Genomic DNA, 18,442 nt, shown 5'->3' on the forward strand with positions numbered 1-18,442 from the left:
CTTACGAAACTGAACCCGCCCCACCAAAATTTTGTAGTTTTGTAGGATAGATTATTTGCTGTGAAAAAAGTCGCTTTTTATACACTCGGTTGTAAACTGAATTTTTCTGAAACTTCTACGCTAGCCCGATTGATGGAAACGCACGGCTACGAGCGTGTAGAGTTCAATCAACAACCCGATATTTTTATTATTAATACGTGCTCAGTGACCGACAATGCCGACAAAAAATGCCGGAAAATTGTCCGCGAAGCCCAGAAAATTAACCCCGACGGCTACGTAGCCATTCTAGGCTGCTATGCTCAGTTGAAGCCTAAAGAAATTTCGGAGATTCCGGGGGTAGATGCCGTATTAGGAGCCGCCGAGAAATTCCGGCTTCACGAAATCATGTCTACGTTCGAGAAAGTACCGACGGGGCAGCCTGCTCAGGTATTCAACTCACCGATTGAAGAAGCTGTCGACTACCATGCGGCCTATTCGCTTAACGATCGGACGCGCACCTTTCTGAAAGTGCAGGACGGTTGTGATTACCCTTGTGCTTACTGCACGATCCCATTAGCCCGCGGAAAAAGCCGCTCCGACACCGTTGCTAACGTAGTGAAAGCCGCTCGCGAAATTGCCGAACGTGGGGTCAAGGAAATTGTATTGACAGGTGTCAACATTGGCGATTTTGGCTTGGTTGATGGCCAGCGGCAGGAAACGTTCTTCGATCTGGTACGTGCTCTGGATGAGGTCGACGGCATCGAACGGTTTCGGATTTCGAGCATTGAACCAAACCTCCTGACTGATGAAATCATCGCCTTTGTCGCCCAGTCGAAACGGTTTGTTCCGCATTTCCATGTTCCGCTGCAATCGGGCAGCAACCGGGTACTGGGGTTAATGCGCCGTCGCTATAAGCGTGAACTCTACGTTGACCGGGTGCAGAAGATCAAGGAACTTATGCCACACGCGTGTATTGGTGTGGACGTAATTGTAGGTCACCCCGGCGAAACAGAAACGGAGTTTAAGGAAACCTATCTGTTTTTGAACGAGCTACCCATTTCGTATCTGCACGTTTTCACCTATTCAGAACGCCCAAATACGACGGCACTAACTATTAAACCTGTGGTACCGGGCCACCTTCGGGCCGAACGCTCGAAGATGTTGCATATTCTGTCGGACAAGAAACGAAGGGCGTTTTATGACTCGCAGGTTGGCCGGGATGCCACCGTGTTATTTGAAGAGGATATTGAGAACGGACGTATGCAGGGCTTTACCGAAAACTATGTCCGCGTCGTGGCGCAGTACGACCCACTTCTTATTAACGAAACACTACCTGTACACATGACTTCCGTGAATGCTGAAGGCTTAATGGAGGTAACTGAATTAGAACCTGTGCTGGAACATCACTGATTTTCGGGAATCTTACATTACCAAGCTTAAAAAGCGAAATTGTCCACAGCGCCACGGAGAATACGGAGATAAAGCAGTAACTTTTACTTCTCTGTATTCTCCGTGGCGCTGTGGACAATTTTGGTTTATTGTTTATTAATTGCTTGCTGTAAACAATATTGAGTCTCTGCTTTCTCCGGAAGGTTTAAGCCAAAACGGCTACGTATCTGAAAAAAAGTTTTCAGATTGCCCTCCTACTAAACTCCCTACCCATGAAATTACTTTCCGAAATTCTGATTGGCCTGGTGGCGCTAGAACATATCTATATTCTGTGGCTGGAAATGTTCGCGTGGACAACAAGAGGCCGAAAAACTTTCAAATCCCTGGCCCCTAATTTATTTGAGCCAACAAAGGCGCTGGCCGCTAACCAGGGACTGTATAATGGTTTCTTGGCCGCTGGACTTTTTTGGTCACTGCTGATCGACGATGCGGCCTGGAGCATCAACGTTGCCTACTTTTTTCTGGGTTGTGTTATCGTAGCGGGAGTATACGGTGCCCTAACAGCCCAAAAATCCATCTTTTATGTTCAGGCTCTCCCCGCCATTTTAGCGTTACTCGCTACCATATTCATTTAAATACTAGTTTGGCAAAGGGCTCAGGAAGCAGGAACACGAGAAATCTGTTGACGATAGGCTCAACCGGTATGTCGGAAAAGGACTTCACGGACGCTTTGGCCTCTGTATTCCTCACCTCATGGGAACAGTAGGTCTTACTGACGTTGCGCCTAATTCCCCAAACAATCGAACATGGGTAGTATGAGCTATATCCCCTAAAAATAGGAAACCGTCCCCAAGTGGGAACGGCTCCATGAGTACAACAAAACCACAGATAAAGCTGTCAGACATTACGGCCAGACAGGATGCCTGTGGCTCTATTGGTATATGATATATAATATAGGATGTCGATGACGAACCATTTCGCATGGGCAGTCCCGATCCTATATCATACATATATTTTACGCTTCAATTAGGAACTCGTCGTGCTGACTTACGTCCAGGCCTACTTTCTCGTCGTCGGCTGTAACACGTAGTGGCAGAATCAGGTCCGTTACTTTAAGCAGTGCATACGACATAACAAAGGCGAAAACTGACACACCCACTAAGGCGATGATATGGGTAATAAACAACTTTGTTTGACCGAAAGCCAGCCCTTCGTCAACAACAGCCGCGTTGACGCTTTTGCTAGCGAAAATGCCCGTCATCAGCATACCAACCATACCGCCAACACCGTGGCAAGGGAATACGTCAAGCGTATCGTCTAACGTCGATTTCGAACGTAGGTGTGCTACGTAGTTCGATACCATTGAGCCAATCGTACCGATGAAAATAGCCGTCGGGATCGTAACAAAACCAGCCGCAGGCGTGATAGCAACCAGCCCAACGACAGCACCGATACAGAATCCAAGGGCCGATACTTTTTTGCCTTTAGCGGCATCGAACAGCACCCAGGCTAAACCAGCCGCTGCAGCCGCTGTGTTGGTCGTAGCGAAAGCCGATGCGGCAAGTGGTGTTGCGCCAACCGCCGAACCAGCGTTGAAACCAAACCAGCCAAACCATAGCAGACCTGTACCCAGCAGCACAAATGGAATGTTGGCGGGCGGGAAATAGCTTGCTTCGATTTGCGATCTCCGACGCTTCAGATACAAGGCGCCAGCCAACGCAGCCCAACCTGCCGACATGTGAACAACCGTACCACCCGCGAAATCAAGCACACCTAACTTGAAAAGGATACCTTCTGGATGCCAAGTCATGTGAGCTAATGGCGCATACACCAATAGGCTAAACAAGATCATGAACAGTACGTAAGACTTGAAATTAATACGTTCGGCCATTGAACCCGTTACAAGAGCAGGTGTGATAACCGCAAATTTCAGTTGGAAAAAAGCGAACACCACCAGCGGAATTGAAGCCGCCAGCGACCAGGGCTTACCATCCAGCACGCCTTTGAACATGAAGTGATCCATTGGATTGCCAATGAAACCACCAATCGACGTACCAAACGCCAGGCTAAAGCCAACTACAACCCATAATACACTGATAACTCCCATCGCGACGAAGCTTTGCAGCATCGTTGAGATAACGTTTTTGTTATTCACCATTCCACCGTAGAAGTACGCCAGACCCGGCGTCATCAACAATACAAGGGCAGTAGCAACAAGCATCCAGGCTGTATCGCCTGAGTTGATACCTTCCGTCACAATTTGTGTCGGAACACCATTGAAGCCAGGCAGTACGCCAAGTACGGCTACAACCAGCAAAATGATTAGAGGAATGTAAGAAGGCTTTTGCATGATAACTAAGGGATTTTTGTTGTACTAAAAGTGAAAATTTGGGTTAAAACTGGTGAGTAAGGCGATTAGAATTTGAATATAGCCGCCATCCCGAGCGTTGCCTGTGACTTGGTCAGTGCGCCATCATTTTTCTCGAATTTGTTGGCCGAGTAACTATCGACCCTGAATTCCGGCTTGAGCAATACGTGTCCATCACCGGCTGTAATGTTGCCCGTTATCGTAATGGAGTTTACACTAGCCCCGGCACCAGTGGCATCGGTCAGCGCACGCACACCGTTTTTGTTGTCGAATGTTTCGTAGCGTATGCCCAGACCGAATTTATCGGTGAAGGCATAGTTTGCGTATCCAGCAACACCACCCCAGGTTCTCGACGTAGCAGGGCCACCAGCATTCTGATAATCACCCTTTTGCGAGCCAGTAGCCGCGTTCAAGCCAAGCATAAATTTCGACGTGATCTGATACGTAGTGGTCAGGTCGTAGAGTTGATACATGGCATCATCTGCCGATACAGACGGCGTTGTAGAGGTTGGCGCTGAGGCTTCATTCGACATAATACCGTTCAGGTACACATTCCAGCCTGCAACTGGTGAGAAGAAGAATTGCCCTATCACGCCTTTCTTTTTGTTATTGTCAACGATGTTATCAACGTTGTTTACCAGACCCAGCATCAAGGAAGCCCTGTCGCTGAATGCGTATTGAGCCTTCAGACCGATGTGATAGAAGGGACCGTTATTGAAGAGGTTAGAGAGCGAGTAGTTATAATTGACCGGAGCGTCAATCACTTCATATCCGATGTGGGTACCGAACTGGCCAGCCGTAAAGGAGAGTTTAGGCGTTGCTTTAAAAACAATGTAAGCCTGCTTGATTGCAAGTGCTGTCGAGCCAGGCGTTCCGAGTAGGGCAACATTATTGCCATAGTTGCCTAAATCAGCAAATGGGCCGAATGCCAGATCCATCACGGCATCAACTTTATCAGACGTGTAGGTGGCTTTGGCCTGAATCAAACCGATACCAAACTGACCCGCTTTCTGGTCAAACGCCCGTGCATTACCGGGGAGAGAACCGTTTAGTCCTAAGTTCGACTGGCTTTTCGGGTTGTTAAAGTTGCCAAAGTAGTAGGTGTCCATGTAGCCTGAGAAGGTAAATTTCCCTGGCGTAGCAGCCGTTGAGTCTTGCGCTTGAGCGCCATAACCTAAAAACAAAGAACTAATAAGTAAAACTATTTTTTTCATAGCAATAATTTGGTGGAGTACAACTTTCCCTGTGGTCTTATGTCGAAGCAAATTTTGTTTAAAAAATTATTGTACGCAACCTGTAACCCCAAATAATTATGTATATTTTTAATATATGTGCAACTTTGTTGAAATTATACTATTATATCTAACATAAATCCCGAAAAAGGTGGTAATTTTCGTTTTTTCAACATATTTGGCCAATTAAACACTTTCCCAAATATTATTCTTTTCGGGAAAATGGCTTTTTCGCTTCAAAATCGGCTATTTCAGAGGTAGCAAAGGGTACAAAACGCAACAATGCCCGGTCAGCGAACTGATCGGGCATTGCCAGTCTGGTGTATGGACTGTAGTACTACGCTTCGGCGTGGAGCCAGGATTTCTTGGCTAGCAGTGTTTCTTCGTCCTCTTCGTGATCAGGATCGGGAACACAGCAGTCAACTGGACAAACAGCCGCGCATTGTGGCTCTTCGTGGAAGCCTACGCACTCAGTGCATTTATCGGAAACGATATAGTAGAATTCGTTAGAGACGGGATATTGAGGAGCTTTGCCACTCACGACCGTGCCGTCCCCGAAATCTACTTCACTTAATTCGGTTCCACCTCCCCAGGTCCATTCGACACCACCTTCATAGATGGCCGTGTTAGGGCATTCGGGTTCGCAGGCACCACAGTTGATGCACTCATCGGTGATCATGATTGCCATGAGCAGTTCAGATTTATAGACGCTAAATTAGTATCCGTGTGAATTGGACAACAAATATAACTATTTAAAGGTTGGCGACAAACTAAAATTTCATTACATTAGTTGATGGTGTATTCCATTTGTTTATCCAATTCATGCTCCAATTAGAACGCCAGCAAACGTTCGTGGCTTTAGGTGACTTTCTGCGCTCAGCCAATGCCCAGTCCGAACTGGACGAAATTGCCCAGCGGGCCAATTATAAAAATAACTGGTTTACGCCTGCTAACTCACTGATTGCCTTACGCGCTATTGCAGATGAATTCCTGACGGCCGATAAATTAGCAGTCTGGGCAAATCAGTATCGATCCGAACCAGAGATTTCAAAAACGGTCGGTGTTGTCATGGCAGGTAATATTCCGGCTGTTGGCTTTCATGACCTTCTCTGTGTACTGATGAGCGGTCACAAGTTATTAGCCAAACTAAGTAGCCAAGATTTTGTATTAATCCACTATTTAATACAAAAATTAAAGGAGATCAATCCATCTTTTAATACTTGGATCGAAGAAGCCGAACGGCTAAACGCTGCCGATGCCTACATCGCTACGGGCAGTAGCAACACCGCCCGATATTTTGAGTACTATTTTGCCAAAAAGCCGCACATCATCCGAAAAAACCGCACCTCGGTGGGATTGCTGATGGGTGAAGAAAATAGCGACGAGTTTCTGAAGCTCGGCCACGATATTTCGGATTATTATGGATTGGGCTGCCGTAACGTATCAACAGTACTAGTGCCTGAAGGCTATGATTTTATTCCACTGCTACGGGCATTGGAACCACAGGTACCAATTTACCTCAATAACCATAAGTATCAGAATAATTACGACTACAACAAGTCGATATATCTTATCAATGGGGTTCCACACCTCGACAATGGCTATTTGCTGTTAACGGAGAATGATGCGCTGGTCTCCCCTATCTCGGTGCTGTACTTCCAGACGTATCAGACACAGGCAGACGCCACAGCCTGGCTCAACGAACGCGCCGAGCGGATTCAGGTAATAACCTCGGCGCAGGGTTGGTTTTCTGGCAGTATACCATTCGGTCAGACGCAGCGCCCCAGCCTCGAGGATTATGCTGATGGCGTTGATACAATGGCCTTTTTGGCAAGTCTTTAGATAAAGACTGATATAGCGATACTTCAGGCTGGTTCTCAATTGAGAACCAGCCTGAAGTACTTTTATTGGGCCAGCAACCAAGTGGCCAACTCTTTAGCTGCCTGGAAATTTTCGAACTGAGCCGGTATTTTTCGACCGTCTACATACTCGTTATAAAGCCAGGGATCACCCACGGCAAAAACGGTTCCCTTGCCTACTTTAGCAACACCCATAATAACATCGCCCGAATCTGTTATGGCCGCTTTAGCAGGAGCCTTCACATCAAGCGGAGCTAATTCTTTGATATAAACCGTTCGGGTTGTTGGGAAGACAGAATTTCTGGCAGGTATGCTGATTTTGCCCTGCTCAAACTGGTTTCCCTGCACCATATTGCGGTTTTTGGGCAGAAACTGCATTCCGAATCGAGCGGCCAGTTTATTGAAATGAAGATGTTCGCAATTGGACGTATCATTAGCCATCAGCATCAGTGTTCCGCCCGTCTGTACCCAATCGGCTATAGCCTTGATATCGGCATCACTAACGTAATTTGGTTTTGGCGTTTCTTTAGGTGTATCAGGATCGACAATGATGTAAACGTCCACGCCTTTCAGTGAAGCGGCTGTTGGTGCGCTCGAAACCGTGACCGTTTTAGCGCCCAACTTCCGAAATGTGGTTCCCCACCACCAGAAACCCGAATGCTGTCGATCCTCCCAGGTGTAATGGAAAGGCTCCGGTTCGCCCATGTCCCCTTTACGAGACTCGTGGTTGAAGTAATTATCTACGGCAACGGTCTTCCCTTTGCCAACTTTACGCTCGTCCTCAATTTCCATTTCGACGCTGGCCATAATAAACGGCCCTACACCTTTTAAATCATCCTGACGTAGTGGTTCGCTCAGGTAATATTCGTAGCTACCATCACGATAAGGAGTACCGCCTAGTCCACCCACGAGCACCGTTTTTTCCAGGTGAATCAGTCCCTTGGCATCGGTCGAGATAAATTGGTTCAGCATGCCATCGTAGCCTTTGCGTGCCGGTGCCATCAGGGAAGCAGGCAAATAACCCATTCGGACCCCTTTTGCCGTTGCATAGACAAACATGCCCGTACCCGAGGCTTCGAGGTAGTTACCCTTATCGCCAAGTCGGTCTGTCACTTGATACCAACAGCCCGATTTAGGGTCCTGGTATTTCAAAATAGCCGGTATAGTACGTTGTAGAATCGTGATCAACTCGCCCCGGCGAGTGTAATTTGCAGGTATGTAATCCAGTACGTCGACCAGTGCCATAACGTACCAACCCATAGCCCGACTCCAGAAATTAGGCGACTTTCCCGTTTGTGGGTTAGCCCATTTTTGCTCCCGGCTTTCGTCCCAGGCATGATAAAGTAAGCCTGTTTTTTCATCCCGGGCGTGTTTCTCCATCCAGACGAACTGATTAACGATGTCGTCGAAATTCTTGGCTGGTCCATATAACTTCGTGTACTCAGCATAGAACGGTTCGGCCATGTACAACCCATCGAGCCACATCTGATTTGGATACCGCTTTTTATGCCAGAAACCGCCTTCCTTCGTTCGTGGCTGTTGCTCCAGTTGCTTACGAAGCAGGTCGGCCGCTTTGCGATATTTTTCTTTACCGGGCAACGTTTGCTGGGCAAGCAACAAAAGAGATCGACCGGGCGTAACAAAGTCGATGTTATAATCATCCAGTCTGTAGGTTCGAATCGTGCCGTCCGGCCCTACAAAACGGTCCATATTTTTCTGAATATACTGGAAGTATTTATCATCAGCCGTACGATACCAGACCTGTTCAACAGCTTCCAGCATAACCCCCATTTCATACTCCCAATGAGCCGGTGCAGCGCTGCCATCCTTGCGCTTGTAGGAAATAGAATCGGGATTACTGGCCATTATGGACGCAACCATACGCTGCGACCAGGGAGTGCTACGTGGCTGGGCGGTCGGCTGAGCCAGCAGGCAATGGCTGAACACCAGCAGATACCCCAAAAGACTACATTTCATGCTCATTTTCTCTCGCTTGATAAGTTAAATAGCGGGTTGAAGGGAATTTACTTTTCCCTAAATAAAGGAAATAGACAGGCGAAACGAGGCTATACCCTTCGTCTGACAAATAATTTTTCGGATTTACTAAAAAAGAACCCAAATTCTTCTCTGCCTGTTACGCATCAGACAGCTTTGCCAATACCCCATTTTATCAATTTGTTGCCAGATAAAAACTGGCCACTGATGCCAATGATTCATCAACTTTCACTGACTCTCCCCCCCGAGCAGGCTTTAGACGAGACAGCCTTCCGGGAGAAACTATTGAGTCAATTCAGTTTACCCGATACAGACGACGTAGTAGTGCGTAAACGACGCCAGTCAATTGATGCACGCAATCGGCACGTTAAAGTGCTGGTTGAAGTTGAGGTATTTGCCGGAGAAACTCCGCCCCCGCTTATTCAGTATCAAAAACCGCAGCAGGATGTCAGCCGTGCTCCACAGGCGATTGTGGTGGGCGCCGGGCCCGCAGGATTGTTTGCCGCCCTCCGCCTGATCGAACTGGGCATAAAACCCATTGTACTGGAACGTGGTAGCGATGTTCGCGCCCGCCGTCGGGATCTTGCCGCCATCAATAAAGATCATGTCGTTAATCCGGAATCGAACTATTGCTTTGGCGAAGGTGGAGCCGGTACGTATTCAGATGGGAAACTGTACACGCGCTCCACAAAACGGGGTGACGTGCGACGTATTCTGGAAGTTTTTGTAGCACATGGAGCTACAGAACAGATTTTGGTCGATGCGCACCCGCACATTGGCACCAACAAATTACCGAACGTAGTAGCCGACCTGCGCGAAAGTATTCTGAACGCTGGGGGCGACGTTCGCTTCGACACCAAAGTAACAGACCTGATTGTTGAGGGAAGCGAGCTAAAGGGCGTTGTGTTAGCCAATGGTGAATCCCTGATAGGCATCGGTGTTATTCTGGCAACGGGCCACTCGGCACGCGACATTTTTTATCTGTTGCACAAACGCAATGTACGTATCGAAGCAAAATCATTTGCGATGGGCGTTCGCATTGAGCATCAGCAGAGTTTAATTGATCAGTTTCAATATCACCGGTCCAATCGTGGCGAATACCTACCAGCCGCGTCGTATAGTTTGGTGGCCCAAACGCGTTTTAAAGGGGTAGAAAGGGGCGTTTTTTCGTTTTGTATGTGTCCGGGTGGATTTATTGTGCCAGCGGCAACGGCTCCGGGCGAATTGGTGGTCAATGGTATGTCGCCCTCACGGCGGGATTCACAATACGCTAATTCGGGGCTGGTGGTAGCGATCACAGATGATGACCTGCGGCCTTATGGGGATGAGGGCCCATTAGCCGGTTTGGCTTTGCAACAGGACCTGGAACGCTGGGCTTGCCGCATGGGCGCTGGTCAAACCATTGGCGATGCATCCCGGCTCCAATCGCAGACCGCTCCAGCACAGCTTGTTGCCGATTTTGTGGACGGGCGTGTATCGAGCGAATTGCTGCCGACCTCCTATCAACCGGGCCTGGCTTCGGTCGATATGAGCGACGTGTTACCCGATCACATTGCTCAACCGCTTCGCCAGGGATTACGTGATTTCGGCCGGAAAATGCGTGGTTACTTAAGCAACGATGGGCAAATAATTGGAGTTGAGAGCAGAACTTCGTCGCCAGTACGTATCCCGCGCGATCGAAATACGTGCGAACACGTAGCACTTCGGCGCTTGTTTCCTTGTGGCGAGGGCGCTGGTTACGCGGGTGGCATCGTATCAGCAGCTATGGATGGCGAACGTTGTGCTGAAGAATTAGTTAAGCTGTATAAATAGGATTACGGTATTTGGTTTTCGGTTTTCGGTCGGCTGACGCATCCACTGTAAATCGTAAGCCGTAAACCGTAACCCAAATACCAATATGATCGACACTTCCTTTCAAACCTTTACCGAAGACCTGCAGAAACGTTTGAAGAAGCCGTTGCCAGGCGAATCAGCCCATCAGAAAATGGCGTCGGCGGCTCGGTATCGACTTGGTATAAAACCCAATGAACGAACGCGTCGAAGTGCCGTGTTGATCTGTTTCTATCCTTACCAGAATTCGATTTATCTGCCACTGATTTTACGTCCGCAGTACGATGGTGTTCATGCTGGTCAAATGGCATTTCCGGGTGGACGGATGGAACGTATTGACGAAAACCTCACCCGTACAGCGCTACGTGAAGCACAGGAGGAGGTTGGCATTCGGGTGTCTGATGTGAAAGTACTGGGCCTGCTGACGGAGCTATTCATTCCGCCAAGCAATTTCTACGTACAGCCCGTCATTGGTGTACTCCCCTACCGACCCGAATTCTATCCTGATCCGCGCGAAGTTGAGGCCGTTGTTGAAGTCGACCTTGAGCGGCTTCTGGACGAAACGATCGTTGGCGACAGCAAGATTGAAGTTCGGGGAATCACCGTCGACGCGCCCTTCTACCAGATTCAGGAGTATCGCGTATGGGGCGCTACGGCCATGATGATCAGTGAATTGCTTATGGTTTTAAGTCGATAGCTACGTAGTGTCAAAACAACTTTCTGAAACCTGTTAGGTTTCAGAAAGTTGAAAGTCTCAGGGCATTGGCTTCAGCCCTTCCCATTTCACCTGCCACGTACCGTCTTTCGGGAAACCAGGATTCGGGTCTCCTGTGTAGCCGTCCCAGCCGGCGCACATCATCGAAATAGCCATTAATAAACCGCCGTTTCCTGGCAAGTAAATGCGTAAGTTACTCCGCTGGTAATTGTGGCCGTTCGGCAGAAATGTGTTCTTTGTCACCTTCATCAGAAGTACGTCAACAGCGTCCTTGGGTTTACCTAAACGGGCAGCAGTCATCGCGACCAGCGGATAATCCCACCCCCAGGTTTCTTCCCACTTCCAGACGTTCATAATCTTGTCAAACGTACGTTGCATGGTCGGCACATCGAGCTGCGACGATGCAGGCAGGAAACCATAGGCCCCCAATACAGCGGGGTGATCGGTCATGTAGGCTGGGAAGGTATACGAATCTGGTGCACTTTCGGCAGCCAGATAGAGCCCATCCTGTACGGGTAATGGCGAAAGTTTGGTCAATACGTCGTCCCATTGCTTGTTTCGGGGCAGGCCAAGTCGCTGCCGCCATTGCTGAGCGACGGTCAGGCCCCAGCGCCAGTAGGCAAGTTCGTAAGTCGGGTTATATGTATCATCGGCTTTGAAACGTTCCTGCGCCGGAATCAGGCCCGGCCCCAGAATATACGCCTTTTTCGCGGGGTCAAAATAAGCGTAGGAAGCCATGAAATCAGCCGTTTCGAATACCAGGTCTTTGTATTTCTCCAGCACCGCCCGATTATGATGGTGACGGTAACACAATTCGGCGAAATACAGGAAATGAGGCTGCTGCCAGATCAGAAAGGGAGCAATAGTCGATGGGCTTTCATTCCCTGTCTGATCGACCATTTTCGGCCAGCGAACGCCTTTAAAACCTTGTCGGGTGGCGATAGCCTGCGCTTTTCTTCGAACTGACCGATACCAGCCGAGGCTTTTCTCTAGCAAGTCGATCCGGTTCCACTGGGCAAAATGAGCGGCATGCCACCAGTGCATTTCGAGGTGTGGTTTGCCATACCAGCTATTATAGGTCAGCCCCGTTTCCTGCGGGGGAGCCGATCCGGCACACTGAATTTTAGTGAGGTATTGCGATAACACGATACGTCGTTCAAGCTCAGCTGCACGGGGGTCCGTACTCCCCGCCAGATCAATGGCTCCGCCCGTTTGCCAGAATTTCTCCCAGCGCTGTTGACTGTTAGTAAGTGTCTCGGTAAATGAGGCTATTGCCTGACCACCCGGTTTGGGCGAGAACCGACAACTCATCTCAAACGATTCGCTCTGACTCGTTGGTTTCAGGACAAACTGGTGCTTTTCCGGTTGCGTTAGCGAGGCCGTCCCACTCCAACCGATACGTACTGAATAGCGGGTGGTATCGAGCGTACGTTCGATAAGCGCTCCGTGACCCGTAGTGGACATGAGCCGCGACTTATGACGCTGCGGGCTTGTCCAGTCGATGGCATTTTCCCAATCGCCGGACCCATAGGGAAAGCGAAACGTCAGAGTAAGTCGTCCGGTTTTCAGCAACGGCGACTGCACGCGAACCGCTATCTGGTCCTGACTCTGATGCGCCACCGTCAGTACGTCTACGGGTTGCCCTTCCAGTTCGAAATGACTCCGAATTTCACCCGTCCATAAATCCAGTTTCTGCCGGACGTTTTGCAAATCCTTCGGTGTGACCGGCGAGCCATCCGCTTTCGTTAAGCCAAACCCAATCTGGCCTAAATGCAGCCGATGCGGATTCTCCCGAAACCAGTCCGATACTGCTTTGAGCCGATCGGGTTTCGAAAAAGCATAGGTATAGGAAACATCCCGATTGTGCGCTTTATAGGTTTTATATACCTCGTCGAGTTGATACTGTTGTGTGTTCGGAAAGCTATGCCAGCCCCATTGCGACTGCGTACCGAGTGAAACACCCTGCTGATAAATATCCGGAAATGTTTGCAGACCCGTTGGATCAACAGTAAAGGCAAATTCGCCATTACCCACCGAAACCGACTGCATCGAATCGAAGCGGGTAGTCACCACATTATGCCGGGCTACAACTGCTTTTCGATCGATACGTTCTGAGCGTACTTTTTGAGAAAAAACAGGCTTAAAAGCGAGGCTGGCAGTGAGGACTATGGTTATGAGAAATAATTGGGGTTTCATGCGGCAAACGGGCGAATGAACAGGAAAGAAGGAAGTATCTGGCTATTACCCAACGAAGATAGGTAGCCTTGCTGGCTAGTTTTGAGGAATTAGCCAGCAAGGATAAAAAACTGGACGACACTACACAGAAGTTTCTTAATTTTTTTATTATTAACCAAATAAGTACTTCCTGAAAATCAATTCATTCCTGTATTTAAACATACTTGGTCAACATCACGTTGACTACTATGAAAAAGGTCTGATTTTCAGTACAAAAAGTCACAATAGAGAGCCTTATCCACTGAGCATTTTTACGCATAATGAGGAGTGCTTTGCATTGGTTTACAGGCAGAAAGCTCAACTAAAATCCCTTTATGTTCAGTCATCTACGCGTTGATATAGTCGTCAACCTTAATAGATTTGCATTTGAAGAACAATCACGGCCTTTCTACCGTTAAAATTTATAGTCTCTTTTGCTAATAACTTCCCTGTGAAAAGATGGATTGCTATCGGTCTCGTCGTTCTGGTACTCGGCGGGATAATTGTGTATAACAAAGTGTTACATCCGGCTCCCGGCGCTAATCCCGCTGGTGGAGGAGGTGGCGGAAAAGGTGGCGGTGGCGCTGCTGGTGGAAAAGGCGGTCCCGGTGGAGGTGGCCCATCGACAATCAGTGGCTTCGTGGTCGCGTTGCAGCGAATTCGGGAAGACATCGTATCCAGTGGATCACTGCTGGCGGCTGAACAGGTTGACATATATCCCGAAATTTCGGCTCGTATTACAGAGCTTAATATTCAGGAGGGTCGACCCGTGACAAAAGGTGCCTTGCTGGTTAAACTCTTTGACACGGACCTGCGGGCACAACTCCAAAAGCTTCAGGCACAGGCCGATAATGCCCGGCGTACAGAAGAACGTAACAAACAATTGCTGGAACGGGGTGGTATCAGCCAACAGGAGTATGACATCGTTACAACCAACCTGCGTTCATCGCTGGCCGACATTGACCTGGTAAAAGCCAACTTGCAACGTACTGAAATTCGGGCACCGTTTTCGGGCGTGATTGGCTTGCGGAATGTTAGTATGGGGGCTGTCGTTTCACCCAGTACGTTGATTGCCCGTTTGCAGCAGATTTCGTCGCTCAAACTTGATTTTTCGATCCCCGAAAAATACGGTCAGGCAGTACACAATGGCAGTATGATTTCGTTTATGGTAGATGGAGATAGCCAGCCAAGTCAGGCAGTAGTTTATGCCATTGAACCAGGCGTTGAAGAGCAAACGCGTAACCTGCGTATACGGGCTCGGGTAAATAACGCATCCACCCGGTTTCGGCCTGGTGCGTTCGCCCGGGTAACGCTCACGATTCAAAACGATCAAAGTCTGGTCGTTCCAACCCAGGCCGTTATTCCACAAACCCGAACGAATCAGGTTATTGTGGTTAAAAATGGTAAGGCGGTTTTTAAAGACGTGAAAACCGGCCTTCGCACCGCTGGTTCGATTCAAATACTATCGGGCCTTCAAGTAGGCGACACCGTAGCAACAACGGGTTTGCTGTTCATCAAGCCTGATTCACCGGTTAAAGTCAATAAGGTTATAACGTTGCCAGGAACTGGCCCTAAAGTAGCAGCAAACTGAGTTCTTCGTATTCTGTTTACAGTTTTCAGTGGTTGATGCAGACGCACGTTGCAAGGCCGAAAACTAAAAACCGTAAGCGGTAAACCAAACATTATAAACTCAATACAGCAATGAGTCTACCCGAGTTAAGTCTGAACAGGCCCGTGTTTGCGATGGTGATGTCCATCGTTATCGTGTTGTTTGGCATCATCGGTTTCACGTTCCTGGGCGTACGTGAATATCCGGCCATTGACCCACCGGTGATTTCGGTGCGGACAAACTATACCGGTGCAAATCCCGACATTGTGGAGTCGCAGATTACGGAACCTATCGAAAAATCGCTCAACAGTATCGAAGGTATCCGTACGATTTCGTCGAATAGCGCGCTGGGTGCCAGCACCATTACGATTGAGTTTAACCTGGATGCAAACCTGGAGCAGGCTGCCAACGACGTACGCGATAAAGTGGCTCAAGCCCAGCGCCAGCTTCCTCAGGACATTGACGCGCCACCCGTAGTGACTAAGGCTGATGCAAACTCTGAACCGATCATTTTCATGACCGTTCAGAGTACGACCCGCAACCCAACCCAATTGTCGGATTACGCCGAGAACGTACTACAGGAGCGGGTGCAAACGATCCCGGGTGTTAGTCAGGCCAACATTTATGGCCTCAAACGTCAGGCGATGCGGCTCTGGATTGATCCGATCAAACTGGCGGCTTACCGCCTGACAGCCCAGGACATTCAAAGCGCCCTGACGGCCCAGAACGTGGAATTGCCCAGCGGTAAGGTGTATGGCAACAACACTGAACTAACCGTAAAAGCCGTTGGGCGGATCACGACCGAAGAAGAATTCAACAACCTGATTCTGCGGCAGACGAGTAATCAGATTGTGCGGTTCAAAGATGTTGGCTATGCTACGTTAGGCGCTGAAAATGAAGAAACCATCTCGAAGCAAAACGGGGCAGTGGGTGTCATTCTGGTGTTGATTCCTCAACCCGGTGCCAACTATGTGAGCATCGCCGATGAGTTCTACAAACGATTCGATCAGCTCAAAAAAGATCTTCCCGACGACATCATTGTCAGCGTTGGCATTGACCGTAGTATTTTCATCCGGCGAGCTATTGAAGAGGTTGGCGAGACACTGATTATTTCATTTGTTCTGGTTGTATTGGTCATTTACTTCTTCTTCCGTGACTGGCTGATCGCTTTCCGTCCGCTAATTGATATTCCCGTATCGCTGATCGGGGCCTTTTTTATCATGTACGTAGCTGACTTCAGTATTAACGTACTAACGTTGCTGGGAATCGTGCTGGCAACTGGTCTCGTGGTGGATGATGGTATTGTGGTTACGGAGAATATTTACAAGAAGATCGAGCAGGGAATGGACACCGAACAGGCGGCCAAAGAAGGTTCCAACGAGATTTTCTTTGCGGTATTGGCCACGTCCATTACCCTGGCTATTGTCTTTCTGCCCATCATCTTTCTGGAAGGTTTCGTTGGGCGGCTGTTCCGGGAGTTTGGTATTGTAGTCGCTGGAGCTGTACTGATTTCTGCTTTTGTGTCGCTGACACTGACGCCAGTGCTTAGCGTGAAAATGACCAGCAAAAACCACGATAAACGATCCTGGTTTTACGAAAAAACGGAGCCGTTATTCCAGTGGCTCGATACGTCCTACCGTAGTTCGCTCGATACGTTTATGCGTCGGCGCGGTTGGGCATTTGTTATGATTGGCGTGTGTTTGCTGCTTATTTTCGGCTTGGGCTCACTGCTGAAATCTGAACTGGCTCCGCTCGAAGATCGCGGCCGGACTCGGGTTTCTATTACGTCGCCAGAAGGTACCAGCTACGAATCACAGGCGGCTACAACCGACCGCGTTATGAATTTCATGCTTGACTCCATTCCAGAAACTAAGCTGGCATTCAGCGTAGTAGCACCAGGATTTTCAGGCGCAGGCGCGGTTAACTCGTCTTTCGTAATGCTTAATATGGTCGACGTCAGCGAACGAAAACGATCACAGCAGGAGATTGTCGATTTCATCAATAAGGGCGTCAGGCGATTTAGTGAGGCCCGCATGTTCGCTACACAGGATCAAACCATTCAGGTGGGCCGGGGGGGTGGGTTACCCGTTCAGTTTGTCATTCAGAATTTGAATTTTGAAAAACTGCGGGAAAAACTGCCTTTGTTTCTGGATGAGGTCCAGAAAGACCCCACGTTCCAGACGTCTGATGTTGACCTTAAATTCAACAAACCTGAACTGAATATCAGCATTGACCGGGAGAAAGCGACCAATTTGGGCATTTCCGTACAGGATGTGGCCCAGACGCTCCAGTTAGCCCTGAGTAACCGGCGCCTTGCTTACTTCCTGATGAATGGGAAACAGTATCAGGTAATTGGACAGGTAGACCGGGCTGACCGCGACGCTCCCGTTGATTTGGGTTCCTTTTATGTACGCTCCAGCCAGGGCCAGCTCATCCAGTTGGATAACCTGGTCAGGTTTCATGAAGTAAGTAGCCCTCCACAGGTATATCACTACAACCGGTTTAAATCGGCGACGGTATCGGCGGGGCTAGCTCCCGGCAAAACCGTTGGCGATGGTGTAGATGCCATGCGGGCTATTGCCGCACGAACGCTTGATGAATCGTTCCAGACAGCTCTGTCCGGTCCTTCCCGTGACTATGCCGAGAGTTCATCCAATACGTTATTTGCTTTCGGCCTCGCCCTGATTCTGGTTTATCTGGTTTTGGCGGCTCAGTTCGATTCGTTTATTGATCCGCTCATTATCATGATCACCGTGCCGCTGGCCCTGGCGGGCGCTGTTTTCTCGCTCTGGATGTTTAACCAGACACTGAATATCTTCAGCCAGATTGGTATCATTATGCTCGTGGGGCTGGTTACTAAAAATGGCATTCTGATAGTAGAGTTTGCTAACGAACAGCGATTAACAGGCAAGAACAAATTTGAAGCCGCAAGGGAGTCAGCCGCACTACGTTTACGCCCTATTCTGATGACTACGCTTGTCGCGGCTTTTGGGGCTTTACCGCTCGCTCTAGCGCTCGGTTCAGCCTCCAAAAGCCGGATTCCGCTGGGTATTGTTATTGTGGGTGGGCTTATGTTCTCGCTTGTGCTAACGCTCTATGTTGTGCCAGTGATTTATACATACATGACACGTAGAAAAGATGTTGAGCCAGAAGGCGGTGAGCAACAATCGCTTCCACAACCAGAAGGGCTTCCAGGTGATACGAGAAAGCCAAAGGAGTTAGCTGTACATTAATCAAACCAACCATTGCTCT

At 48.9% G+C, this 18,442-nt stretch carries 12 protein-coding genes; 7 read left to right on the forward strand and 5 right to left on the reverse strand.

Going from position 1 to position 18,442, the window contains the following annotated elements; all coding sequences use genetic code 11:
• Positions 1-60 precede the first annotated feature (60 nt).
• Together mtaB and BM202_RS24990 are read left to right on the forward strand one after the other, a co-directional pair.
• Positions 61-1,389, forward strand: coding sequence for a tRNA (N(6)-L-threonylcarbamoyladenosine(37)-C(2))-methylthiotransferase MtaB (gene mtaB / locus BM202_RS24985; RefSeq protein WP_093831301.1), 1,329 nt, complete (start codon positions 61-63; stop codon positions 1,387-1,389).
• A 251-nt stretch (positions 1,390-1,640) separates the two neighbouring features.
• Complete coding sequence (locus tag BM202_RS24990; protein ID WP_093831303.1) at positions 1,641-2,003, forward strand: DUF1304 domain-containing protein; 363 nt, start codon at positions 1,641-1,643, stop codon at positions 2,001-2,003.
• 380 nt (positions 2,004-2,383) lie between these two features.
• On the opposite strand, the gene BM202_RS24995 is transcribed toward BM202_RS24990, so the two are convergent.
• The 3 genes from BM202_RS24995 to BM202_RS25005 form a co-directional block, all read right to left on the reverse strand.
• On the reverse strand, positions 2,384-3,718 hold the full coding sequence (locus BM202_RS24995) for an ammonium transporter (RefSeq protein WP_093831305.1): 1,335 nt from the start codon (positions 3,716-3,718) through the stop codon (positions 2,384-2,386).
• Positions 3,719-3,783: 65 nt separating this feature from the next.
• Positions 3,784-4,950, reverse strand: coding sequence for a porin (locus tag BM202_RS25000; RefSeq protein ID WP_093831307.1), 1,167 nt, complete (start codon positions 4,948-4,950; stop codon positions 3,784-3,786).
• Between the two features lie 355 nt (positions 4,951-5,305).
• Positions 5,306-5,656 (reverse strand): 4Fe-4S binding protein, encoded by a 351-nt coding sequence (locus BM202_RS25005; RefSeq protein ID WP_093831309.1) that lies wholly within the window; start codon positions 5,654-5,656, stop codon positions 5,306-5,308.
• A gap of 134 nt (positions 5,657-5,790) precedes the next feature.
• On the opposite strand from BM202_RS25005, the gene BM202_RS25010 reads away from it, so the two are divergent.
• A complete protein-coding gene (locus BM202_RS25010) occupies positions 5,791-6,810 on the forward strand; it encodes an acyl-CoA reductase (protein WP_093831311.1) in 1,020 nt (339 codons plus the stop codon).
• 62 nt (positions 6,811-6,872) lie between these two features.
• On the opposite strand, the gene BM202_RS25015 is transcribed toward BM202_RS25010, so the two are convergent.
• Positions 6,873-8,804 carry a DUF4350 domain-containing protein gene (locus BM202_RS25015; RefSeq protein ID WP_093831313.1) on the reverse strand — a complete coding sequence of 644 codons (1,932 nt, stop codon included), beginning with the start codon at positions 8,802-8,804 and terminating at the stop codon, positions 6,873-6,875.
• Positions 8,805-9,035: 231 nt separating this feature from the next.
• On the opposite strand from BM202_RS25015, the gene BM202_RS25020 reads away from it, so the two are divergent.
• Positions 9,036-10,634, forward strand: a complete 1,599-nt coding sequence (locus tag BM202_RS25020) for an NAD(P)/FAD-dependent oxidoreductase (protein ID WP_093831525.1) — start codon at positions 9,036-9,038, stop codon at positions 10,632-10,634.
• A gap of 85 nt (positions 10,635-10,719) precedes the next feature.
• A complete protein-coding gene (locus tag BM202_RS25025; protein WP_093831315.1) occupies positions 10,720-11,349 on the forward strand; it encodes an NUDIX hydrolase in 630 nt (209 codons plus the stop codon).
• 57 nt (positions 11,350-11,406) lie between these two features.
• Here the strand turns inward: BM202_RS25025 and BM202_RS25030 are convergent, their stop codons facing one another.
• Positions 11,407-13,563 carry a hypothetical protein gene (locus BM202_RS25030; RefSeq protein ID WP_093831317.1) on the reverse strand — a complete coding sequence of 719 codons (2,157 nt, stop codon included), beginning with the start codon at positions 13,561-13,563 and terminating at the stop codon, positions 11,407-11,409.
• A gap of 469 nt (positions 13,564-14,032) precedes the next feature.
• Between BM202_RS25030 and BM202_RS25035 the strand changes: the two genes are divergently transcribed.
• Complete coding sequence (locus tag BM202_RS25035) at positions 14,033-15,172, forward strand: efflux RND transporter periplasmic adaptor subunit (protein WP_093831319.1); 1,140 nt, start codon at positions 14,033-14,035, stop codon at positions 15,170-15,172.
• Between the two features lie 110 nt (positions 15,173-15,282).
• On the forward strand, positions 15,283-18,423 hold the full coding sequence (locus tag BM202_RS25040) for an efflux RND transporter permease subunit (RefSeq protein WP_093831321.1): 3,141 nt from the start codon (positions 15,283-15,285) through the stop codon (positions 18,421-18,423).
• Positions 18,424-18,442 lie beyond the last annotated feature (19 nt).

Source organism: Spirosoma endophyticum, from assembly GCF_900112365.1.
GTDB classification, from domain to species: domain Bacteria; phylum Bacteroidota; class Bacteroidia; order Cytophagales; family Spirosomataceae; genus Spirosoma; species Spirosoma endophyticum.

Coding starts and splice junctions, on each gene's coding strand:
- BM202_RS24990 (WP_093831303.1), top strand. CDS start 1,641: ATGAAATTACTTTCCGAAATTCTGATTGGCCTGGTGGCGCTAGAACAT.
- BM202_RS24995 (WP_093831305.1), bottom strand. CDS start 3,718: ATGCAAAAGCCTTCTTACATTCCTCTAATCATTTTGCTGGTTGTAGCC.
- BM202_RS25000 (WP_093831307.1), bottom strand. CDS start 4,950: ATGAAAAAAATAGTTTTACTTATTAGTTCTTTGTTTTTAGGTTATGGC.
- BM202_RS25005 (WP_093831309.1), bottom strand. CDS start 5,656: ATGGCAATCATGATCACCGATGAGTGCATCAACTGTGGTGCCTGCGAA.
- BM202_RS25010 (WP_093831311.1), top strand. CDS start 5,791: ATGCTCCAATTAGAACGCCAGCAAACGTTCGTGGCTTTAGGTGACTTT.
- BM202_RS25015 (WP_093831313.1), bottom strand. CDS start 8,804: ATGAAATGTAGTCTTTTGGGGTATCTGCTGGTGTTCAGCCATTGCCTG.
- BM202_RS25020 (WP_093831525.1), top strand. CDS start 9,036: ATGATTCATCAACTTTCACTGACTCTCCCCCCCGAGCAGGCTTTAGAC.
- BM202_RS25025 (WP_093831315.1), top strand. CDS start 10,720: ATGATCGACACTTCCTTTCAAACCTTTACCGAAGACCTGCAGAAACGT.
- BM202_RS25030 (WP_093831317.1), bottom strand. CDS start 13,563: ATGAAACCCCAATTATTTCTCATAACCATAGTCCTCACTGCCAGCCTC.
- BM202_RS25040 (WP_093831321.1), top strand. CDS start 15,283: ATGAGTCTACCCGAGTTAAGTCTGAACAGGCCCGTGTTTGCGATGGTG.